This is a genomic window from Spongiimicrobium salis, from assembly GCF_043678055.1.
In the GTDB taxonomy this organism is placed as follows: Bacteria; Bacteroidota; Bacteroidia; order Flavobacteriales; family Flavobacteriaceae; genus Spongiimicrobium; species Spongiimicrobium salis.
On sequence record NZ_JBHEQA010000001.1, the window covers coordinates 248782 to 271882 of the forward strand.

Consider the following 23101-nt stretch of genomic DNA (forward strand, 5'->3'; position numbering starts at 1 on the left):
CATCTTATGAATTTACATAATTTTGTAGTTCCGCTATTTTATGGGGCGTATTGAACTTACCGCCATAAAAAGAGGTCACAGTGGCAGAGGTATCGTCTTTTATACCACGGGAAGACACACAGAGGTGTTTTGCATCGATAATGACCGCTACATCTTCCGTATCCAATATGTTGATCAGTTCAAGGGCAATCTGATTGGTCAAACGTTCTTGTACTTGAGGTCTTTTTGCATAATACTGCACAATGCGATTCAGTTTGGAAAGTCCAATAACCTTACCGGAGGAGATGTAGGCCACGTGCGCTTTCCCTATAATAGGTACAAAATGGTGTTCACAGTTGGAATAAAAAGTGATATTTTTTTCCACCAACATCTGATTGTATTGATATTTATTATCAAATAGGGCAATTTTAGGTTTGTTGTTCGGGTTTAAACCGGAAAAAATTTCTTCGATATACATTTTTGCCACTCGGTTGGGCGTCCCCTTTAAGGAATCGTCAGTTAAATCTAACCCCATTACCTCCATGATCTGCCCGAACAGATCCGCGATTTGTACTTTTTTTTCTTCGTCGGATAATACAAAAGCATCGCATCGCATAGGGGTTTCCAATCCTGTGGAAATGTGGTCATCACCTATTTCTTCATCCGTAAACCCATTTAAGGATTTGTTTTCAATAAGGGTATTCAACATAATTTCTTGCTGTTTCGTTCAACTTAATCTTTAATTCCAAATTTGACTCAATTTCTGCTCGTAATAAGTCGTAAATGACTATGGCAATATTCTCTGCAGTCGGATTTAATTCCGAAAACTCTATCGTATCCAGGTTGAGGTTTTTATGGTCAAACCTTTTTATAATTTTTTCTTTGATCAGATCTGATAAGATTTTGGCGTCCATGACATAACCCGTTTCTTCATCGACCGTACCGATGACCTTAACCTCTAGGTCATAATTGTGCCCGTGATAATTGGGATTATTGCATTTTCCAAAAATGATTTGATTCTTTTCCTCACTCCAATTTTTATTATGCAATCGATGTGCTGCATTAAAATGTTCGCAACGTATTATGGCAACTCTGTTCATGCTCTTTTTAGCTTTTGGCATACAAAAATACTCATATTTTGTTTAATAAATAAGTAAAATTATTAAACAATAATTCAAAACCTATACCTTTGCACAAAGAATCCAGTAGTATTTATTCGTAATCTATGGAAACAACAAAACAGAAAATACATATTGTAGGAGCCGGCATCAGTGGTTTGATAGCCGCGCGGGTCTTAGAAGAAAACGGATTTTGTCCTATAGTGCTGGAAGCATCAGAGCGCGTAGGTGGGCGGGTCAAAACAGATGTTTTGGGAGGATACCAAATGGATCACGGTTTTCAAGTATTATTGACGGCATATCCTCTTTGCACCCAATATCTGGACATGGATGCTCTGGAATTACAAAAATTTAAGCCTGGTGCCGTTATTTTTTCCAAAGGGAAGCAATCTATTTTAGGAGACCCGATGAGAGATCTGTCTTTATTATTTTCTACCCTATTTTCCAGTGTTGCTACTTTTTCCGATAAAATAAAGACGCTCCAGTTAAACTCAGCTTTAAAACATAAAAGTGTGGCCCAGTTATTTTCCGAAGAGGAAAAGACCACCTTGACTTATCTCACCAACCTAGGGTTTTCCCAAAAAATCATACAAGGATTCTTTATGCCTTTCTTTGCGGGTATCTTTTTGGAAACCCAACTTGACACCTCCAGCAGGCTTTTCAACTTTATTTATAAAATGTTTGGTGAAGGTTATGCCACACTTCCAAAGGCCGGAATGGGAGCCATCCCCGAACAGTTGGCCAATCGGCTTTCCCAAACTACTTTTCGATTCCGTACCCAAGTAGCCGGACTAAGCGATGGAACAATACAATTGAGCAACGGGGAGACGCTTTCAAGCGACTACACCATCGTGGCCACAGAAGCCCATAATTTGGTGGAGGGTTTACAGGGAGAGCCCACTCTGTGGAAGTCTTGTGAAACTTTATATTTTGAGACCCAAAAGCGAATTATCCAGGGCCCTCTAATCGGTTTGATTTCCCAACCCGAAGCATTGATCAACAATATCTTCTTTCATAGCAGTTTGCCCATGGTCCATACCACCGAAAAAGAATTGTTGTCCGTTACTATAGTCAAAGTTCATCAGTTGTCAGAGGAAGATTTGATCGTACAGGTAAAAAAGGAATTAAAAGAATATTGTGGTATTGATTCCTGCAACTTTTTAAAACGGTACAAGATTCCGCGAGCGCTCCCGATCACCACTAATGTGCAATATGGGATGACACCTTCCAAAACACGGTTGACCGATACTATTTTCTTGGCTGGGGACACCCTACTCAACGGTTCTTTGAATGCAGCAATGCTCAGCGGAGAGCAAGCGGCCTTGGGTGTTATACAAGCCATCAATGACGCTATGGTCAAAAAATCTTAAAATAATCTTAATCTGCTTATGATTTTAGGCTATTAAATTTTGTTTAACTATTTTTATATAACAATTAAACAAAATTAAACCTATGGATATTTTAAAAGAAGCAGAGGTTTTTGAAAAGGCCAAAATGAGCCATATGTCCACCAGTGATCGTGTGGTAGCCTCCAGGGAAGCCAAGAGACTAGTATTGTCCATTAATGAAATTTATAAAAAGACCAAAGATTCCAAACTCATGGAAATCATGAAACGGATTACGGTCAAGAAACGAAAAATAGAAAAGCGATTAAAGGGCATGCCATCGGTCTGACATCCTATTGGTAAGGAACGTCCTTAGGGTATACTGTCACTATAGTTAAAGGTTGTTATGAAAAGCGTTAAGCTTTGGTTATTCCATACCGCAGTACCTCCAGGGCGTTCTATCTTTTAAACCTTTTTAAAGCTTAGATCATTATTCCCTTAGCCATCAACGGGGCCTTAAGGTACTGGGCGCACTTTCCATACCGCTAGCATTGATAGATTTTACGACATAGGTTGCGCTCTGATCCAGTAATTTACTCCGAAACTTTGTACCGTGAACCCTACGTATGAGATTACCATTGCTGTAGATGTTGTATCCCACAACCCAACTGCCTTTGGTATCATCCATTGCGGGATTCCATTGTATTGCCCCATCAACCGTCCAACCTAAATTTTGGGGTGCGCTTGGCGGGGTTTTGTCAATTTTGGGAACTTCTCCCATCATCAAACGTTCTATTTCACCCGCTATTTGATCATCTTCCCTAACCTTTTGGATATGCCCCTGAATACCCTTTTGTTGTGGTATCCATGTACATTCTCCAGAAGGGGTTAGGGTTATTTTCCCTGAAGTAAACGCCTTGTAGTTCTCCCCTTCCCCCCGAATGGCATAATGTAGTGCAATTTGATCGTTACTGTGTCGATCAATGTCTTCCGCACCTCCACGATAGGCAAAGTGTTTCTCATAACTGACTCTCGCTATATGGTTCTTTGGAAGTTTTTTCAGGCCTTGGCCCGTCATCACATTCCCATTATTGGCATTGTAATAGTCTCCGTTGCCATTTTCCCAGCCCGAGGCTACAAATGGCGCAGGGCAATTTTCAATGACATAGCGGCACATGCGGTTTCGTTCTTCATTGAGGCAAGACCATTCCGTATATGGACATAAGATTTCGGAACCACCCCAATTGGTGCGATCCAAACCTTTATTCTTCAAAAAATTGCCGCCCATAGTAACCACCTGTTCTACCTTTTGTTTTACCAATTCCCAACCGGTCTTGGCACTCAATTCATCGGGTTGCGATTTCAACAAGCCATAGAAATTGTGCATGGTGCCAATGATGACCACGGTAATACTACTATCTTTGGCACTCTCTAAAATTTCGCGATAGAGTTTTACCCCATCCAGGGATTCTTCCCATTTTTTCAGCGACCTAGGATAGTCTTTGGCAATATGAAAATCATAGGTATTTTCATTCGCGTGAATTTTATTGGGGTATCCTTTGTAGTCTCCCACTGGAATAGCCGGACGATTATAAAAGCTGTTGATAGCGCTGATCGAAAGTGCCGACTCCTTTTGATTGGTGGAATTGACGATTGCCAAAATATGGCATTCATCATTGGTAGCCATGTGCTGTAACATGGCCATACAGCCTACGTCATCAGGATCAAAAGAGGGATCTGTATCCAAAATAACCTTCTTTTGGGCAAAAGCAACACTAATATATAGGAAAAAGGTCAGAGCCAATATCGTTTTTTTCATCACCATAACCTTAAAAATTACCCAGCATAAATTTCTCCAATTCGGCCTCCATTTTTGCTTTGGGCCATTTCAGCACGAGATAGGATTGTTGGGATGAAGCTACTCTTTTCCAACTATTTCTCCCTTCGGAATCGGGTACACAAATACCATTTGAAACTCGACTCCAATACGTATCTACGCCCCCTCGGACCGCATAAAGTACAGCGGTTTGGTCATAGGTGGCATTGTCAAAAATTTTTCCTTTAAATTGATGGTTCATCCAAGGTGCATATTTGCTAAAGTGATAAAATCCAAGATACAAGGGGGAGTTTTTATCCAAATTATTGAACACTTCCCCAGTTTTAAGGCTTACCCCTATTTCATATCCCAAGAAAGTGATGGGAACTTCTAATTTTTCCAACACATATTGCGTAACCCCTGGCATGTTTCCATCAAAATTCCATTCTTTTCGCTCTCCTTTGGGGAATTGTCCTCCCATAATGACAAATTCCTTGACTTTTGCCTTGATCAGTTCCCTTCCGCTCAAGGGGGAATATTTGTCTGCCTTGGAATTTATCAACTTTTTGATGTTCATTAGGGGACCTACGGTTACAATGGTTATTTGTTGATCTGGAGACCCGGCCAAAAGTTTTCGATACAGTTCCGTAGCTTCCGTTGCGTTTTTACGAGAAACATCATGGGGAAGATTATCGGCCAATACTTTGGAATGGTTCCAATCGACGATTCCAATTTCGCTCTGCCTAAAACCTATGGGAATATCTGGATTACCATAGTAGGTATTGACAGCATCAATAGCGCTTACGGCATATTTTTCTGCATTCCAGCACATCACGCCCATAAGTTCAATCTCTTTCTTATTCTGAAAATGATTGAGCATGGCCAAGGCTCCAAGATCATCGGCATCTCCTCCAAAATCAGTATCAAAAATGATATTCTTTTGTCCAAAGAGATTTCCGGTCAAAAGCATTGTCAAGATACTGCAAATGAGGGCTTTCATTAATTTTTTACTACGCATTGTCCTTGTTTTAAAATGTTTTTAAATCGTTGAAGGTATTGGCATTCCCTCTCCGTTTGGGCCATGGCCAACTCCTTCTTAGTACCATGAATCATTGTATTTCGGAAACCGAATCACGTTCAATAAATAAGGGTTTGAGCATCTTAGGTGCAACACTTCTTCCCTCCAATAATTCAAAAAGGCTTTCCACTACAGCTGTACCAATAGCGTGCATAGGCTGCTTTACAGCGGTAAGTGCCGGCGATAATAATTCAAAGTACGGCTGTTCGTCAAAAGCAATGAGCGACATTTGTTGGGGAATATGCCAACCTTTTTCCTTTAAGGCTTTCATACACCCCATGGCAATTTGATTGTTCAGGGCAAAGAGGGCGGTAGGAACATCTTGTCTTGCCAACAGTTCTAAAGTACTTTTATACCCATTTTCCACACTATAATCATCCCCTACTACCACAATACCTTCTTGCGCATTGTGGTCTTCCATTGCTTTTTGATATCCTTTGACTCTATTTTCATTGGATGTGGTTCCTGCGAGTCCCTGGATGCAAGCTATTTTGCGATGTCCTTTTCCTAGGAGAAAGGAAGTAACTTCATGGGCCCCTAGGAAGTTATTGGTACTGACGAAAGGAAGGTTTGACCCCTCAAAATATCGGTCGATCAGGACCACGGGAACAGGAGCATGCCCGACCAAATGTTGTGATTCTCTACCCACAGGCGCAATTAAAATGCCATCTACTTTTCTACCCAAGAGCAAGGCTAGGGATTCTTCTTCTATAGCGGTTTCATCCTTGGTATCGCAAAGCAACACCATTTTCCCTCTTTTGCGTAATTCCAGCTCCACCGTTCTGGCCAAATTGGCAAAAAAGGGATTGGATATATCGGGAATGATCAACCCAATGGTATTTGTTTTTTGCAAGCGTAGGTTTCTCGCAATTTGATTGGGGGAAAAATCTAATTTTGAAGCTACCTCACGAACCCGTTTTGCCGTCTTCTCGCTAATTCTATACTTTTTTTCCTGCCCGGTAAGCACACGTGAAACCGTCGTGGTAGACATCTGGAGTTCCTGGGCAAGTTCTTTTAAGGTCATTGATCGTGCTTTTAAGCTTGCCCATTTTAAGAAAACTTGGTGGTTACAATTTTAATTCTTAATTTGCGCAATCGTTTGTGCAAAACTAAATATTTATTTTGACATATTAAAATGAAGCAACAAAAAATCATCGTAATTGGGAGTAGCAATACTGATATGGTGCTTAAATCCAGTCATTTACCATTGCCTGGGGAAACGGTCATCGGAGGCAGGTTCACCATGAATCCAGGGGGAAAAGGTGCAAACCAGGCAGTTGCAGCGGCTCGTCTCGGAGGCCATATTGTTTTTATTGCCAGAGTAGGCAAGGATCTTTTTGGAGAACAGGCCATTCAAGCTTTCCAAAAACATGGTATAGACACCCGTTTTATTAGCAAAGATGAAAAAGAAGCCTCAGGGGTTGCCTTGATTATGGTGGACGATCATGGTGAAAATTCCATTGCCGTAGCCCTAGGGGCAAATGGAACACTGAACAAAAAGAACATTACACCAGCTTTGCCTGAAATTAAAGAAAGTGCCTTTGTGCTGACCCAATTGGAATCACCCATGCAAACCGTGGAATACCTGGGAAAACTTGCCCAGAAAAACGATTTGAAATTAGTCCTAAACCCTGCTCCTGCCCAACCCTTGTCCGATGAATTACTGGCTTCCTTACATATCATAACACCCAACCAGATCGAAGCAGAACTCTTGAGCGGCACCAAAGTATCCGATGAATCCTCTGCACGAATTGCCGCTGGGGCTTTGCGAAAGAAAGGGGTGGACATTGTTATTATTACCATGGGAAGCAAAGGGGCTTTTGTACAGTCCGATACTATAAATGAACTGATTCCATCACCAAAAGTACAGGTGGTAGATACTACGGCGGCCGGCGATACTTTCAACGGGGCGCTGCTGGTTGCCTTAGCCGAAGGAAAAGACTTAAAGTCTGCCGTGGCATTCGCCAACAGTGCTGCGGCCTATGCTGTAGGGATTTTGGGGGCACAAGCCTCTGCTCCCCTGAGAAAAGATATTAAAACAAGCACCAAAATAGATTAGAAATGTTTATACCTGCCACCTATTCCCTTGCCGTTATACTTTGTGTTATTACCATGTTCTGTTGGGGTTCTTGGGCAAATACCCAAAAAATGACCTCAAAATCATGGGCTTTCCCGCTTTTTTATTGGGATTATGTTATTGGGATTGTACTATTGACCCTCATTTTTGGGTTCACTTTAGGTAGTACCGGTGCACATGGACGGGCTTTTCTTGAGGATTTGGGCCAAGGTAGTTGGGACACTTACATTTCCGCTTTTCTAGGAGGAGTGGTTTTTAACATTGCCAATTTATTGATCGTAGCGGCCATTTCTGTGGCTGGAATGGCGGTTGCTTTTCCCGTAGGTATAGGGATCGCTCTGGTTCTAGGTGTTGTGGTCAATTATATTGCCAACCCCCTTGGCGAACCTATTATGCTATTTTTAGGCGTTGGTCTGGTCGCTGCTGCTATTGTTTTGGATGCCATTATCTATCATCGTCTACCCAAAAAGAAGAATACTTCTGTGCTAAAAGGACTATTGCTATCTATTGCAGGGGGTATTCTTATGGGTTTCTTTTTCCGTTTTGTTGCTGCATCGGTCTCCACCGATTTTGTACAACCGGAAATTGGGCTCTTCACCCCTTATAGCGCCGTTTTTGTTTTTTCCTTGGGTATTTTTATTTCCAATTTTTTGTGGAACAGTTGGTTTATGTATAAACCTATTGAAGGTACCAAGGTTTCCTATAAGGACTATATTACATTGGGTACTCCCAAACTCCATCTGATCGGAATTCTTGGTGGTATTATATGGGGTATTGGTATGTCATTGAGCATGATTGCTTCAGAAAAAGCTGGTTTTGCTATCTCGTATGGCTTGGGTCAAGGGGCCACCATGGTGGCAGCAGCTTGGGGTGTTTTTGTGTGGAAGGAATTCCGAGCCGCTCCAAAAGGCACCCATACCCTAATCACTTTGATGTTTTTGTTATTTCTTCTAGGGCTTGGACTGATTGTATACTCCAGGATGGCCTTGTAAACACAACGCCCCGCTACTGGAGGTGTTGTAGTTTTGGTAGTCTCCAAACATCATTTTTAATCGATTTAACTAAATTTTAATGCTAGCAAATTTTTAATTGTAATAATTTTTGTTACATTTGTGTCATGATTAAAAGTAGTTTGTCCACCCATTTACATATTATGACATTGCTTTCCATTTATGATAAGGATTGGAATAGCTCTAGTGATATTGCCGGCAGCATCAATATCAACCCTGTTTTGGTACGTAAAGAACTAAAATTGTTAAAACAAGCGAACTTAATTGAAAGTAAAGAAGGGAAACACGGTGGTGTCCGTCTGGCAAAATCTGCTAAGGACATTTACTTATCCGATATTTTTAAAGCCATAAAAGATGCAGATCATATTTTTGAATTCAGAACCGAATCCCCTAATCCATCCTGTTTGGTAGGGCAACAAATTAATACACGATTAAGTGAACTGTTTGAATCCATAGACCAAGCAGTGATAACACAACTAGAAGGCATGTCTTTAAAAGAATTTGCAAATAGGTTTTAAAAAAATTTATCTAATACTGTAACTAAATTTATTACAATTAAATAATCAAAAATGAAAAATATAATCAATTACATCTTCCTATGGTTGGCGGCATCTATATTACTTGGATGTAGCCATAAGAATCCTAAAAACAAACAGCTTATCCAAAACTCGGAAATGACTTCTAAAATCAGCCATAAAATAGCCACTGTTAATGCTATCGATATTTTTTATCGCGAAGCTGGAGACCCGAACAAACCAACCATTTTACTGCTACACGGCCTACCTTCCTCATCGCACATGTTCAGGAACGTGATGACCTCGTTAGCAGATGAGTATCATCTTATTGCACCGGATTATCCTGGCTTTGGATTCTCCGAAGCACCTACCATAGATGAATTTGAATACAGCTTTGACCATATCAGCATTTTAATGGAGGGATTTATCGATCAAATGGAACTCACTTCCTTCTACCTGCTCATGCAGGACTATGGAGGTCCCATAGGAATGCGAATTGCCACAAAAAGACCAGAAGCCATAGAAGGACTCATTATTCAAAATGCCAATGCCTATATGGAAGGTTTGGGCGAATGGTCACAAAAAATAGGAGGCTTTGTCCAGTCCGAAGATTTCGAAGGTCTTATGGATTACAAAAACTATCTGTTTTCACCGGAAGGTATCAAAGCCCAGTATACTACAGGGGCAAAAAACCCTAAGGCCATAGATCCTGTATCGTATTTGACAGATTCGGCATTCATGCAACGCGAAGGAATCAATACTGTACAAACGGCCCTATTTATGGACTACGGAAACAATTTTCCAAAATATCCCGAATGGCAACAATACCTGAAAGAAAAACAACCTCCTACCCTTATCCTTTGGGGAGAAAACGATAAGTTTTTTCGTAAAGAAGGCGCTCTAGCCTACCGGAAAGATCTAAAAAATGCTTCCATACATCTTTTTGAAAGCGGGCATTTTATGCTTGAAGAATACGCAACTGAGGCCGTAGCCCTCATTAGAAACTTTATCCAATAATTGAACAATAATTTTTAATACCTAATTTAAAATGAAAACTGTAACAAAAAAAGTAATAGTATTGACGTTTATCGCAGCAGGATTAACGCTATCCTTTAGTAGAAAGTCCGACCTGGACGCCTTGAACAAAGGTCAGATCAAATTGGCGAAAAAAGCCATGGATGCCCTTTTTAAGAACTACAATGCCAAGGAGGTAAAAAAATACCTGAAGAAGGATTATATACAGCACAACCCCAACGTGCCTACTGGGAGAACTGCAATCATAGGGTTTCTGCCTGCCTTAAAAAAGAGCGGAACTACCTATGAGACCCACCGCATCTTTACGGACGAAAACTTCGTGATCTTGCATAACACCTATAAAAACGCCCAGCCCTTTGGAGCTGAAGAAATGGTCGCTTTCGATATTTGGAGAATCGAAGATGGTAAAATAGCGGAACACTGGGATGCCGTGACCCCAAAAGTGGAGAAAACGGCCAACGGAAGAACCCAAGTTGATGGGGAAACGCTATTGACCGATTTGGACAAAACCGATGCCAACAAAGCTTTGGTCAAAGAATTGATCGAACAGGTGTTTATTGCGGGCAGATCCAACACCATTACCAATTACATCAGCACAACCCAATATGACCAGCATAATCCTATGGTAAAGGACGGTCTATCGGGGCTTTCAGAAGCCATTACCTATTTGAGTTCCCAGAACAATATGTTTAAATATTACAAAATACACAGGCTTTTAGGCCAGGGTAATTTTGTATTGGCCGTCGTGGAAGGCGAATGGAACCAGAAACCCCATGTTTTCTACGACCTGTTCCGCGTAAAGGATGGTAAAGTAGTGGAACACTGGGATGTGGTCAATGAAATCCCTCAAAAAATGGCGCACCAAAATGGCTTATTCAATTTCTAATCCTAAAAATTAATATTACATAAATACAAATATGAAAGTTACCATAATTGGAGCCGGTGGAAACATCGGACAACGTATCGTAAAAGAGGCAGCATCAAGAAATCATAAGCTGCAATTGATCAGTTCTAAAAACAAAGAATTTTTTGATCTGAATAATGCCGACATTCGTCAAGCAGATATTTTTGAAACAGAGGCATTGGCCGCATTGTTAAGGGGAAGTGATGTGACCATCAGTGCTTATGCCCCCCCGCACGAAAACACAGATCTGATCGTTGATGCCTCTAAATCCCTAGTGGAAGCGGCAAAAAAAGCAAACACCAGATTGATTGTTGTTGGCGGGGCAGGAAGTTTAAAAGTAAGTGACGATATCGTTTTGGTCGATACGCCGCAATTTCCCGAAGCCTATAAAGCCATTGCTATTTCGCACAAAAAAGCTTTGGAAGATGTTTTTTTGAATGAAACGGAACTGGACTGGACCAATGTATCCCCATCGGCCTATATTTTTGAGGGAGAGCGCACCAACCAATTCAGAATTGGCGAAGCGTATTTATTGACCAATGAAAAAGGAGAAAGCGCCATTTCCATGGAAGATTTTGCGGTTGGGATATTGGATGAAGTTGAAAATAAGAATTTTTCTAAAAAACGCTTTACTATAGGGTACTAGTTGGTCCACTATACCTCATTCCGGCAAGAGAATAGCGGTTTGCTTTCTACAAACCGCTATTTTTATTACTTACAAGAAAGGCCTTTTTATGTTTTCAGGAGAAAAATCTACTCCAATTAAAAAAACCTTGCAAAATAGAATATGCTGCAAGGTTTTAATGGTTCAAAAGGCAGAAGAACTTTTTTCATCCATTTTACCCAAACCTATTATTTCCACTTATTTCCAAGTTACTTCAGTTGCTTTAAAAATCCGGTCACCGCAGTCCAATACTCCCCAGCCCCTTCTTGTCCTTCCCAAAGCGCCCGTGATCCATGAAAGCCGGCAGAAGCGGGAATAAATTGAGATTGGTTCGTTTTCAATTTTGAGGCTCCAAGGAGTCCCTTAAGTCCTGTAGCTTCTTGCTTGGAAGAGGTAACCCAATAGGGCTTTTGGATTTGGGAAAATACGGTAGCTAAAGAGGGAGCCGCATTTCCAAAATAATCCCCGGGGCTAAAAGCGATGATAGCACCTACTTTAGGATTATCGAAGCCTTCTAAAAGGGCTAAACTCGATGAAAAGGAACTTCCCCAAACAATGATATTTTGATCGTATTCTTGGTTTAAATAGTTGATCGCTGCCGCAACGTCCTGCTGTGCATCTATCATTTCGGGCTGCTCTCCTTTTTCAATGGCTTTCGCATTTGTTTTATTTGGTTTGCCTGCAAAACTACCTCCCGAGCGCAGATCCACAGCAAGACAATTGTAGCCCAATTCATTCAGTTTTGGAGCAATATCGGCATACTCTATGCGGTTATAGCCTGCTTGGTGCATTAATAAAATAACCGGCTTCTTCTTGTCAATTTCATAGAGGTTTCCGCTAATGGTCAATCCATCGGCAGCCTTAAATGTTATGTGGGTAGGCGTATACTTTTTTCCTAGCTCCCCGGGAGTTGGCAACTGAACACTTTGTTGCTGTTGACGACGTGCTTCCGCTTCTTGTTGAATTAAATTTTCGACCAACTCAATACGTGTTATTTTTCCCTTAGCATCAAAATGAATATGGGATTCCCGTTTTCCCAAGCCCACAAAATCATAGGCCACTTTTGCCTTCCCTTCTTCACTTTCCAGTATGGACATACTGTTCAGCTTAGGCAAATTCTGTACAATATTTTTCATAATGGCTGGTGTATTTGCCACCGGGATTTGACCAAATTGCAAGTTAGGACTCATATGGGGTGCTATGGCCTCCGTAGTTTTATCCGAAAAACTTTGGGTAAATGCCGCAATTTGTTTGGAATAATCTTGAGCAAAAAAACTAGTTGATGAAAAAAGGGCAAAAACAACAATAGCCATTTTTGTCCTACCTTTCCTTAAACATCCTGGGACTAGGTATAGTAATGCTCCCGCCAAAAACATATAGTTCCGCAGATCATGGGTGGTATAGTAATCCCAGGGCAGGACATCTATCAGGTGTAGGAATGTCATCACTCCGGCCAATAGCATTAGGGCAGTTCCTATTTTTTGAATAGTGTTTCTTTTTTTACGGTATTTTAAATGTTTCATGTCATTGTTTCTTTAATGGGTATGTTAAAAAGTGTATTGTAGAATTACAGTTTTCCTTTATTTTTTCACCAATTTCCTTTTCCGTTCCAAAAGCTTTGGTTTCGCAGAAATTATACAGCAACTGCTTAAGATCTTACTCCTTTGGTGTTTTCCATGCTAGCTTAAAAGCGCTATCGTGTATCCGTACTCCTAGATCGTTTACAACAATCTGTGCTCCTTTCTTTGGGTCGCTATTAGCTTAGTGACAAGAATGATGAGAATATGACAGGAATGATAATTTTACGCTATGGATGTATTGAAATGGCTGTACCGGAGCTATAATTGAGGTGGCGCTGGGGATTGATGCGCCTTAACGTGTAAAGCAGAAAGCCCAACCTGAACGCTTTCATATTGGGTTTTAGCAACTTTCTAGGGATTAAAAGTGAAGGCAATGCCCTAAAAGCACTTAATTTTCTTCCTTATCCAGGTTTTCAATGATCGCGTCAATATCCTTAATAAGTGGTTCCCAGTTGACCTTGGCCGCACGTTTATTCATTCGTACGATGTAGATACCATAAACCAGTAGAAAGGCCGTTCCTATGATTTTAGCCAATGATTTTCTGATCAAAATAAACTCTATAACGGAGTCATTATCTTGTTCAACAGCGGCATCTCCCCAGACAAACACGACAAAGCTTATAAATACGGGAATGAACATCCAATGCACTGTTCTTAATAAGCTTGCTTGACGCAGCATAAATTCTCTTTGTTGTATTAATTGTGCTTTAATGGGTAAAAATAGGTGGTGGGTAAACTTGCTTTTACGGTTATTGTACAATCTGCCTATGAAATAAATCATGGAAACAATGACTAAAAGTGCCCCTATTTTTGATATGGACCATGGTAGTTCTATGAAAGCATAGGTATACATCGAAATCCCAAAGACGCCGGCAACGTACTCTTTTAGATCTCGTCTACGTACAATGCGTTCCCGTTGTTCCATTTTAGATTTAAAATCACGCATAAGCTGAGTATTGTTGATTGTTATATCTTCATTTTTAGAAGAACGTTTCCATATGTCTTTTAACTCTTGTTCTTCCATGTTAATTGAGTTTTGGGTTGATGCAATCGAATAGTTTTTTTCGAATGCGTTTCATCTTTACCGCAATATGGTTTTCGGTCAAACCCGTGATCTTTGCTATTTGTTGATAGGGCAAATCTTCTAAATACAACACTACAATAGAAGTATCGCTCTCATTCAATGCGGCAATGCATTCCTTTAAAAGTTGATACTTTTCATCATTCCCTTCCTGTGCCACAGTAGCGCTCAACTTAAATTGAATCGCATCGAATCTGACCGTTTTTCCCTGCTTTCTTTCTAATTTTAACTTTGAGCGCATACAAACATTAAGGGCAATGCGATAGACCCAAGTGTTGATATTGGATTTTCCTTTAAAATTCTTTAGAGATCTCCAAATTTCATATATCACTTCCTGAAACAGATCTTGTGGCTCTATAGGAGATAAAGCGTATATCCTACAGATACGATAGATCGTTTCTTTATTGGTTTCAAGAACCTGTTCGAAATTGGGTTTTTGCACGTATTTTCTTGTCGCTTTCTTGCTTAGTGACAAAAGTTACGGAAATATGACAGGAAAGCGATGTTATTTTTTTGGACTATCATCCAAAGCATCCATATCCGAAATACAATCTTCAAGATTTTTAACAAAAGAACCAAAACGCTGTTCTTGTTGCCGTTTTGACACATTTCGGATACACAAAAAAGTGATTACTGTACCCAACACGATGTACAAGACCCTACTGTCCAATAGAAAAGCTTGGTCTCCAAAAAAGATCCGATACAATACCAAGAATGCGATAAGGGGAACTACGGTAACATCTAAGATAATAGTGAAGTTCATTATTCTTTTTAAAAGGTCTTTCACCTTTTTTAAAGTAACTTTTAAGCCGTCCGAAGTGGTTCTTTGCCTTTTTACTTTTTTATAATTTACATCCAGAAGAATGCATAAGAAGATCAGGGAAATCCCCAATAAGAGCATAATGCCAAATATTTCTAATGTAGAAAGCAGGTGGTTCAAAATATAGTTGGAATCTTCTTTTAAAAAGAGGTAGGCCGGTGAAAGCAGTATAGCCAACCCTCCGGTAATACCAGAAAACCAACGCTTATATTTTAATTTGCGCTCTACTTTGGCCAGCACGGTATTCGATTTTTGATGAATCATTTCTTGTACTTTATCCTGGTTGAACTCATACTTAATGTGTTCCTCATTAACCACCTTGGTCCAAACCGATTTTAATTCCTGTAGTTCCATGGCGTTAATTTGTCAGTGTTTTTTTTAATTTACCCTTAATGCGATTCATTTTTACGCGCACATAATTTTGGGTAATCCCAATAATTTCAGCAATCTCTTCGTTGGATTTGTTGTCCAAGTATAACATCATAATAGCTTTCTCTATTTTACTGAGATGTGAAATTGCCTTATGTAACAACTTTAGGTTTTCGTCAGTGGAAGGATCTGTTTTTTCTTCTAAAATGTCTTTGAATTTTTCTGAAGGACTAAATAGAGATTGTGCCTTCTTTACTTTTCTCAAATCTTGAATGGCTACATTAAGTGCTACGCGATACATCCAAGTAGAAAACTTCGCCTCTCCCCGAAAAGAGCTATACGATTTCCATAACTGGATTAAAATTTCCTGAAACAAATCTTTACGGTGTTCCTCATCATCACAGTACATTCTACACACTTTATGTATAATACCCTGTGAATCTGTAATTTGCTTTATGAATAATTCTTCTTGACTTTCGGTATTCAAGGTGCTATTAACTACGTTCTACCCTATAGGTTAATATACCTAGCGTATAATTACAGTTTTCTGGAATTATTTTTTTGGCCATTCGCAATCCCATATTGATTGGCAGTTGTTGTACTTTGAATTTTTAAAGCCGAGGAATCCTCCTATTGGGCATTGAAACTGATCGTAAAGGGTAGATAAGCTTCTTGAGGCTGATTCAGATTCTGGGTTTGCATGCTAAAAAAGGTTTTTGAAATCGAGAAATTGGACTGGTAAATTTAGGCCACTAATGTTCCGAATCAAGAATCAGAGCATTCACTTTGCGCAGTGCCGCATCTGTACCTCTTTGCATATCTTCAATCGTATTCCGAACCTCATATTGCGGTTGAACACCATGCCCTGTGTTTTTATAGGACACCTGTGTCGTGTAATTTACCAAGCAGATCAAAGCTCTATTTTTAGAATGTGGTAAGGTCATAAAGGTTTGTATACCGCTTATATTGGTCACGGGGTTACCTCCTGTTTCTTCCCCAATGAAAATGGCATCTTTTCTATGTTCTTTTAAAATACCGCACACTTCCCCAGAGGCGGAGAAGGTCCATCCATCAATAAGCACGTAAAGTTGTCCTGTAAATACGTTAGGGGAAGGTGCCTGTGGTTCTTTCTGAAAACCACGTCTTTCCTTCATAGGATAGACCCCATTTATCTTTTCGTTGACAAAGTCTTTGTTGAAATCCGCTTTTGAAAGCAAATCAAACTTATAATATTGGGGATTGGGCAATTTTCTTACCTTGGCGTGGACATCCTTGTATAGATGAAATGGGCTTGCCACCAAATGCTTTAAGAGTTCTAGTTGCGGTTTTACGTCTCCTCCTTGATTCCCCCTTAAATCCAACACTACATTTTTAACGTTTTCACTTTTTATTTTTTTGAATGCCGCTTTTATAAAGTTTCCAAAGCGTTTTCCACCTGTACTTTTGACCCCATTGCTAAATTGAGTGACTTTTAAATAAGCCGTATGGTTTGTTATGAGAAGGGATTGTGGTTTTGGTGCTCTACGCCACCAAGGCACATAGGACACCCCATACTTTTTTTCCAATCTCTTTTTAAATACGGTTTCTTTAATTCCCTTGATGTTCAATACTTTTTCTTCGCCAGATGGAGTTCTCACCTCAATAGTATAATGGGGTGTGGCTCCAAAAAAATGAGCGTACAAGATCCTAAATTCTTCTTCTACAATTTCACGGGGCCTCGTAAGATTATAACCATCTTTAAACCAGCGGTTCACCATATGATCAAAGAGATGAGTGGCCGATTCTCCATTGACAGTTTTCAATATAGATCCTTCCTGAACCTCATCATTATCGGAAACATGATGCAGTATATACAACTGCCCTTTATGGAAATATAGGTTTAGGGGCAGTAAGTCCATGGTAGTAACTACTTGATCTTCCCATGTTGAGGAAGGTACTATAATAGTATGACCATTTCTTATTTTATCGGATAAAGGAGCTATTAATTTAAAGAAGTCAATGCTACTCATGTCTTCATTGATGCTGTTCTTGATTTCTTCAAAAATGGCATCCATTTCCACTTTGGAGGTATAATTATACAATCCTGGCTGTACCACTTCCAAGTTATGCTTTAGGATACGTAGGTCCTCTAATAAAAGGTGTTTTTTAATTTTAGGGTTTTCTGGTGGCTGTGGGGATTGCCCTGAAACGAGTTGATGGATTACCAGAATCAAAAAAACAACTAAAAAAACCTCTTTCCTATGGAAACCGGAAAATTTCCGTAGCGAGTGCCTATACAACTGTCCCGTATCTACCTTAGTTTTTTTCATGGCGATTATTTTACTTTAACAATATTCATTCTATAAACGCTTATGACAAATTATAACTCCCTTACAATTCAACCGGAACATCACTTTCCATACTGATCATAAATTTGTCTTCATAAATTGACTTGTAATAAATTTTAAACGAAAAGCTATTTTTCTCTAATTTTCCCAAAAACTCACGAGCTTCGTTATATTCAGTTTCCGAACCGCCAAATTGAACCACTAGGCGTTCAGATTTTGAAGGAAAGGGCATTCCTTTGTTCAAACTAGTACTGGCTAGAATGCGAACACTATCGTTTTTAAAAAAGCTCAGTTTCATGAAATCTTCAAAATCCATTTCATAGGTTTTTCCCAAATAATCAATCTCTATCTTTTCTAGGATTGCGGGTCCCACCCCATGATTGTTTATGGTAAAGGAAATGGTATTTGCCTTGGTGTCATAGCCTGTTTCTACATAGAGGTAGGGCAAAACGGATAACCTACTTTGTTTGGCAATGATTTGTGTTTGTTTGGTAAATACCAACAACGTAAAAAGGCTGATGCCAATGGCCAGTATCGTGACGATTCTATCTCCGGTTATTGACTTTTTTTTGAGCTTGGTCATGATTGCAAAAAAAATGTATTACTGACTATTTTTTGAAAATACGGCTCCTAGTTTTTACTTGTTCTCAATGTTATTTTTAAAGGGTTCTTTTTACTCTTCATTACCCTGGATCCTTATCGTTTTAGCTCATGAATTTGCACCAATACCCCTCAGGTTTTTTCAATGGTCAAATATTTAACCAGGCCGTGACCTTCCGATTTCCAGGTTCCCTCTAGATCTTTTGGAATTACAAAAAAGTCGCCACTGTAAAAGGCTTTTGCCATTCCTCCGGGAATATTAATGGTCACCTGTCCTGAAAGCAATTGAATCAACCGCTCTTTTGCTGCTTCTATCTTCCATTCAGCTGGTTTTTCCGCTTTTAAACTCACCGTTAACTCTACGCCTTTTTTTAAAATTTCCGAGTACTTCCCGTCATGATCTAGTTGAATCTGCGTTCCTGATAAAGTAGCTCGGTCAAATAGCTGATGTGATAAGGCTTTTGATGTAATGGTTGAATCTGTTCTTTTTGTAGTAATTACCGATAATTCATAATGCAAGTAGTTTCCGGCCTTGATCTCCCACGCACCCGTATATCCCTTAGGGGCAAAGAAATAATCTCCTGAGTGAAATCGTTGGGCTTTCCCATTTTGTGGTTTCACAAGAGCTTCGCCATGATACATATACACAAATTCATCAAACCAAAAATTTTTAAACTCATTGTTCCAAGTATTCGTTGAAACCACATACACACTAATGTCCTCGCCTCGAAATAGTTGTTGCTGATAAAATTTCTTTTCCGGTTCATCTTTCAAATCTACTTTCTGTAGGCCAACACCAGATAGTACTGATTTATTCAAAAGTATAGGGGATAGCGGTTCGTTTTGCGCGCTTAGGAAGCTAAATGCGAAAAACAAAAAAAATGTTATCGAGATTTTCATATCGTATCTTTTAGTAGTACAGCTGTTCCCTTTCTAAAAACAACTTTCGAAAATGGAATATTAAACATGAAGACGGCCTAAAATTAGGCCAGAACATGGTTTGATCACTAATTAAACTCAATATATAGGAGCATTTCTAAAATCAGGGTGAAGCTTTTACGATGATCAATTCTACTTTGTAAAGCGTATGAACCCCAAAAAAGCTTATTGCAGGAGATTAGGCAGGATGAGCACTACTTTTGTTCCCGCATCATTGCCAGCTTGGTCATTTAAGTCAGTGATGGTAAATCCCACTTCCAATTGGTGTTTCTCACCCAAGATTTTTAGTCTTTTTTTAATCGCCTTCAGAGCGTAAGAAGATGTAGCGACACCTTGTCGTTTTTGAATTTCCCGAGACCGCGAACGACCTACACCATTATCCTTTATGGTACATTGAATGCCAGAAGGATGCTTTATAAAATCTATTGATAATTCTTTTCTGCCCTCTTTATGGAACAACCCATGAATAATTGCATTTTCCACAAAAGGTTGAACAATGAGTGATGGTAACTTAGCTTCCAATTTTTCACTATTAATTTTGAAGGTAAACGCATCTCCAAATCGCAGTTTTTCCAGTGTTAGGTACGTTTCCAAGAACTTCACTTCTTCCTCCAAAGTGATAAATCCTTGTTCGGAATACGTCAAGGAATTACGTACTAAATCCGAAAACAATACAATGTAATCATAAGAGGCATCGGTGTCTTCTTTTAGGATCAGATCTTGTATGGAATTTAAGGAGTTAAAAATAAAATGCGGATTCATCTGTGCACGCAATGCCCGTAATTCAGATTCCAACGAATTCGTTTTTAGTCGTTGTCGCTCTAATTGCAAGTGATTTTTACGTGCTATTTTTTTGTTCCTTAGCCTGTAATAGAACATCACGGTCAATATGGCGCCCAGCAGTGAAAAAAGATAGAATGACCAGGTTTTCCAAAATGCCTTTTTTATGACGAAATCATACACGACAGGCGCACTTTCATTATCCCTATACACAGTCTTTAGTACAAATGAATACGCTCCTGGGGGCAAATAATTATAGGTTATTTTTGGTTTTAAGACCGATACCTGTTGTTCTACTTCATCAAAGCCTTTGAGTTGATACTTATAAAATGCTTCTTTCTCATAGATGATGCCCTTAAAATTTAGGTAGACCTCCAATTTATTTTTTTTGTGATTGAGGTTCGCCTTGCTAAAAGGAAAGATAGATTTTCCGGACACCAATAAGGAGTCTATATTGATCTCCATGTTGAGTTTCGTCTTTTGTTCCCGTTGTAATGGGATAGAAATAAGTTTATTATTGGACAAAAACCATATATAGTCTTCGCTTATCGTAAAATCTTTGACACTTCCATTTTCCACACCTTCGGCCAAACCTATAGTCTCCCAACTTTCATTCTTTGTATCAAAGATTTGAAAACCACTTTTATGGGAAATGTAAATGTGTCCCTCTCGATAGACAATTTTGTCCACAAAGTCTAACTTCGGACTTAAGCTTACCGGGGGTTTTCCTGTTTCAATGATCAATATTCCATGATTTTGTGTAGCGGCCCATAGTTGATCTTTATACCACATAAGATCATTTGCTATAATGTTGCTCCCTTTATACGTAAGCACCTCTTTCTCTCCATTTTCCTTAAGTTTAAAAAGGGAAGTAATCGCCGCTATATATATTGAATTTTCATTGGGAGCATATACCGCATCTTGGCAGCGTACATTGCTATCTTTTAGGCGAAAGTATTCCTTTTGAGGCGCTACCCTTTCCCATAAGTGATCATGCAGCAATAGGTTTGCGCTATTGGTATAGACCCCTTGGGAAGTGCTTATCAATACCCGAGTATCATCTATAGGATCAATATTCTTTAAAGCGCCTTGAAAACCTGGGCCGTAAAATAAGCCTTCTGTATTGCTGCGTCTATCTGCGTGTTTTTTTAAGTAAAAAATGCGTGTGGGGACATAATCAAAATCAATGGCTACTTTTTTTACTTTATTATCCTCATATTTAAGGATACCCTTTGTTTTATCGGCTAGAAAAATGCTGTTGTTCTTTCCTGCAACAATAGAGGTTATCGTATTGTCCAGCCCTTTTAAACGATGCTGCTCAATGTCCTGATCTGGTACTACGATCAAGCCTTTTCCAAAAGTACCCAAGAACAGTTCGCCACTGTATCCCTTGGCAATATCAGAAATAAAGAAGTCGGTAAAAAACTGATGGACGACCTCAACCTTTCCGTTCCTTTTTTCTAAGGTTTCTATTCCTGAACTGTTTCTCCTTCTCCAGATTTCTTTAGGGGTAAACTGCACATACTTGGTATCTGAACTGTATTTTCTGTTTTGTACGTCCTTTGAATACACTTGATTCAAAAGATGGCTATGCACTAATTTTCCATCTAAAGCATAGATAAAACCAGTGGGAGTCAATGAAGTATTATGAAATGGGCTTTTCACTCTTTGAATTTTACCCTTCTTGATTTGGTACAATGTGTCCAGGTTTTTTTTAGCGATAAAAATCCGATTGTCGGGAAGTTTTGACAAGCCTAAGAAAAACTCTTTATCTCCCGATATCAGAACATCTATTGCCGTACGACTAATACGATAGCACCCCTTTGATTTAAACAACAAATTATCCTGCGCATCAAATTCCATAGACATATGAGGAGCTAACATCGTATCTGGAATACTATTAAACAATTCTAGCCGATTTTTATTAATGATAAATATCTGTCCCGTAAGATTGTAACAAAACACCTCTCCTTTACTATTTTCCCGTAAATTAAAAAGGGCTATTCCATTTTGCTGCCTTGAAGATAAAATGGGATTCATTGCCCCATGCTTATACTCATATAGTCCTTCATTTGTAGCAATATACAAGCGCAGGTCCCTAGTTTGTAAAACGGAATATATTTCTGCATTTTTTAGCGCTTCTTCTCCTATGATGAAGTAACTTGGGTCTTGGGAAAAACCCATATGTATCGCAAATATAGCCGCGAGAAGATATGTTTTTAGGTATTTTCGCAAATGTCTGTAAATTCTTGATATTGTTTTCTGGATATCTTCGCTTCCACATCCCCCCTAAGATAAAGCACACTCAAAGTCCTATTAAAGCGTTTCAAGTAATTAAAATTGATCATCCAACTTCTATGGGTTCTATAAAAAAGTTTATTGGTATTTAAGAGGTTTTCATAATGCTTTAAGTTTTTACTGGTCGTCACCTTGGGTTGTTGTAGTAAATGGATAATGGTATAGGCACCATTGGCTTCAATGGCAATGATGTCACTGATATCAATAATACGTCTATTTCCCATTTCCGGGATAATAAGCTTATCCTGTTTTTTATCCTGTATGGTTTTGAGCAATAGTTGGTATTGTTCCGCATTGTTCTTGTCATCCAATCGAAGCTTTAATCGGGTAAGGGCTTCATGGAGTCTTGCTCTCTTAATGGGCTTTAATAAATAATCTATAGCACACAATTCAAAGGCTTTAATAGCATATTTGTCATAAGCCGTAATAAAAATGATCTCAAAGGTTATTTCATCAAAAAAAGAGGCAATTTCATAGCCTGCATAGTTCGGCATTTGAACATCCAAAAAAACAACATCTGGCCGTATTTCCTTAATGGCTCGTATTCCTTGGAGCAGGCTTTCGCAAGTGGCGTGTACGACAATGTCAAATGCACTTTTAAGAAGTAGCTCATTGAGTACACTATTGGCCCTAGGCTCATCATCAATCAATATCGCTTTGATCGTATCCATTATATAAATATAATCTTAATATTTTGACTCTAAATGGAGAGTTTACAAAAGGGCTTTTGCTTTTGTAAAGTCAATTTCCTCCTTCAAATGGGACATTCTATTTTTAAGGGCAAAC

Annotated in this window: 23 protein-coding genes; 8 read left to right on the plus strand and 15 right to left on the minus strand. The window is 39.2% G+C overall.

Annotated features, from left to right (window positions below):
• Positions 1–4: 4 nt before the first annotated feature.
• Positions 5–688 (minus strand): GTP cyclohydrolase I FolE, encoded by a 684-nt coding sequence (gene folE / locus ACEXOE_RS01155; RefSeq protein WP_394746885.1) that lies wholly within the window; start codon positions 686–688, stop codon positions 5–7.
• Entirely contained in the window at positions 669–1100 is a 432-nt protein-coding gene (locus tag ACEXOE_RS01160) for a 6-pyruvoyl trahydropterin synthase family protein (protein WP_394746886.1), read from the minus strand. Before ACEXOE_RS01160 ends, folE begins: the two co-directional genes overlap by 20 nt.
• A gap of 104 nt (positions 1101–1204) precedes the next feature.
• On the opposite strand from ACEXOE_RS01160, the gene ACEXOE_RS01165 reads away from it, so the two are divergent.
• Together ACEXOE_RS01165 and ACEXOE_RS01170 are read left to right on the plus strand one after the other, a co-directional pair.
• Positions 1205–2467, plus strand: a complete 1263-nt coding sequence (locus ACEXOE_RS01165; RefSeq protein ID WP_394746887.1) for an NAD(P)/FAD-dependent oxidoreductase — start codon at positions 1205–1207, stop codon at positions 2465–2467.
• Positions 2468–2549: 82 nt separating this feature from the next.
• On the plus strand, positions 2550–2771 hold the full coding sequence (locus tag ACEXOE_RS01170; RefSeq protein WP_394746888.1) for a hypothetical protein: 222 nt from the start codon (positions 2550–2552) through the stop codon (positions 2769–2771).
• A gap of 156 nt (positions 2772–2927) precedes the next feature.
• Here ACEXOE_RS01170 and ACEXOE_RS01175 read toward each other — a convergent pair whose 3' ends face one another.
• The 3 genes from ACEXOE_RS01175 to ACEXOE_RS01185 form a co-directional block, all read right to left on the minus strand.
• Positions 2928–4241, minus strand: a complete 1314-nt coding sequence (locus tag ACEXOE_RS01175; protein WP_394746889.1) for a nucleoside hydrolase — start codon at positions 4239–4241, stop codon at positions 2928–2930.
• 10 nt (positions 4242–4251) lie between these two features.
• Positions 4252–5256 (minus strand): nucleoside hydrolase, encoded by a 1005-nt coding sequence (locus ACEXOE_RS01180; RefSeq protein ID WP_394746890.1) that lies wholly within the window; start codon positions 5254–5256, stop codon positions 4252–4254.
• A 91-nt stretch (positions 5257–5347) separates the two neighbouring features.
• The gene (locus ACEXOE_RS01185) at positions 5348–6340 is read right to left on the minus strand and encodes a LacI family DNA-binding transcriptional regulator (protein WP_394746891.1); all 993 of its coding nucleotides are present in this window, start codon (positions 6338–6340) and stop codon (positions 5348–5350) included.
• Between the two features lie 111 nt (positions 6341–6451).
• Between ACEXOE_RS01185 and rbsK the strand changes: the two genes are divergently transcribed.
• From rbsK to ACEXOE_RS01215, 6 genes are all read left to right on the plus strand, one after another.
• Positions 6452–7375 carry a ribokinase gene (rbsK, locus tag ACEXOE_RS01190; RefSeq protein WP_394746892.1) on the plus strand — a complete coding sequence of 308 codons (924 nt, stop codon included), beginning with the start codon at positions 6452–6454 and terminating at the stop codon, positions 7373–7375.
• A 2-nt stretch (positions 7376–7377) separates the two neighbouring features.
• The gene (locus ACEXOE_RS01195) at positions 7378–8385 is read left to right on the plus strand and encodes a multidrug DMT transporter permease (RefSeq protein WP_394746893.1); all 1008 of its coding nucleotides are present in this window, start codon (positions 7378–7380) and stop codon (positions 8383–8385) included.
• A 125-nt stretch (positions 8386–8510) separates the two neighbouring features.
• The gene (locus ACEXOE_RS01200; RefSeq protein ID WP_394746894.1) at positions 8511–8921 is read left to right on the plus strand and encodes an RrF2 family transcriptional regulator; all 411 of its coding nucleotides are present in this window, start codon (positions 8511–8513) and stop codon (positions 8919–8921) included.
• Positions 8922–8972: 51 nt separating this feature from the next.
• Complete coding sequence (locus tag ACEXOE_RS01205; RefSeq protein WP_394746895.1) at positions 8973–9935, plus strand: alpha/beta fold hydrolase; 963 nt, start codon at positions 8973–8975, stop codon at positions 9933–9935.
• 31 nt (positions 9936–9966) lie between these two features.
• Positions 9967–10839, plus strand: coding sequence for a nuclear transport factor 2 family protein (locus ACEXOE_RS01210; protein ID WP_394746896.1), 873 nt, complete (start codon positions 9967–9969; stop codon positions 10837–10839).
• Between the two features lie 31 nt (positions 10840–10870).
• Positions 10871–11503 (plus strand): NAD(P)-dependent oxidoreductase, encoded by a 633-nt coding sequence (locus ACEXOE_RS01215; RefSeq protein WP_394746897.1) that lies wholly within the window; start codon positions 10871–10873, stop codon positions 11501–11503.
• Between the two features lie 227 nt (positions 11504–11730).
• Here ACEXOE_RS01215 and ACEXOE_RS01220 read toward each other — a convergent pair whose 3' ends face one another.
• From ACEXOE_RS01220 to ACEXOE_RS01265, 10 genes are all read right to left on the minus strand, one after another.
• Positions 11731–13044 (minus strand): alpha/beta hydrolase, encoded by a 1314-nt coding sequence (locus tag ACEXOE_RS01220; RefSeq protein ID WP_394746898.1) that lies wholly within the window; start codon positions 13042–13044, stop codon positions 11731–11733.
• A 445-nt stretch (positions 13045–13489) separates the two neighbouring features.
• The gene (locus tag ACEXOE_RS01225) at positions 13490–14125 is read right to left on the minus strand and encodes a hypothetical protein (protein WP_394746899.1); all 636 of its coding nucleotides are present in this window, start codon (positions 14123–14125) and stop codon (positions 13490–13492) included.
• A gap of 1 nt (position 14126) precedes the next feature.
• Complete coding sequence (locus tag ACEXOE_RS01230; protein ID WP_394746900.1) at positions 14127–14624, minus strand: RNA polymerase sigma factor; 498 nt, start codon at positions 14622–14624, stop codon at positions 14127–14129.
• Between the two features lie 63 nt (positions 14625–14687).
• Complete coding sequence (locus ACEXOE_RS01235; RefSeq protein WP_394746901.1) at positions 14688–15356, minus strand: hypothetical protein; 669 nt, start codon at positions 15354–15356, stop codon at positions 14688–14690.
• Positions 15357–15360: 4 nt separating this feature from the next.
• On the minus strand, positions 15361–15780 hold the full coding sequence (locus ACEXOE_RS01240) for an RNA polymerase sigma factor (protein ID WP_394746902.1): 420 nt from the start codon (positions 15778–15780) through the stop codon (positions 15361–15363).
• Positions 15781–16123: 343 nt separating this feature from the next.
• Positions 16124–17680: a S41 family peptidase gene (locus tag ACEXOE_RS01245; RefSeq protein WP_394746903.1), complete on the minus strand. Its 1557-nt coding sequence runs from the start codon at positions 17678–17680 to the stop codon at positions 16124–16126.
• Positions 17681–17741: 61 nt separating this feature from the next.
• The gene (locus ACEXOE_RS01250) at positions 17742–18281 is read right to left on the minus strand and encodes a hypothetical protein (RefSeq protein WP_394746904.1); all 540 of its coding nucleotides are present in this window, start codon (positions 18279–18281) and stop codon (positions 17742–17744) included.
• A 149-nt stretch (positions 18282–18430) separates the two neighbouring features.
• The gene (locus ACEXOE_RS01255; RefSeq protein WP_394746905.1) at positions 18431–19117 is read right to left on the minus strand and encodes a cupin domain-containing protein; all 687 of its coding nucleotides are present in this window, start codon (positions 19115–19117) and stop codon (positions 18431–18433) included.
• A 285-nt stretch (positions 19118–19402) separates the two neighbouring features.
• The gene (locus tag ACEXOE_RS01260) at positions 19403–22201 is read right to left on the minus strand and encodes a sensor histidine kinase (protein WP_394746906.1); all 2799 of its coding nucleotides are present in this window, start codon (positions 22199–22201) and stop codon (positions 19403–19405) included.
• Between the two features lie 35 nt (positions 22202–22236).
• The gene (locus ACEXOE_RS01265; RefSeq protein WP_394746907.1) at positions 22237–22986 is read right to left on the minus strand and encodes a LytR/AlgR family response regulator transcription factor; all 750 of its coding nucleotides are present in this window, start codon (positions 22984–22986) and stop codon (positions 22237–22239) included.
• Positions 22987–23101: the final 115 nt, after the last annotated feature.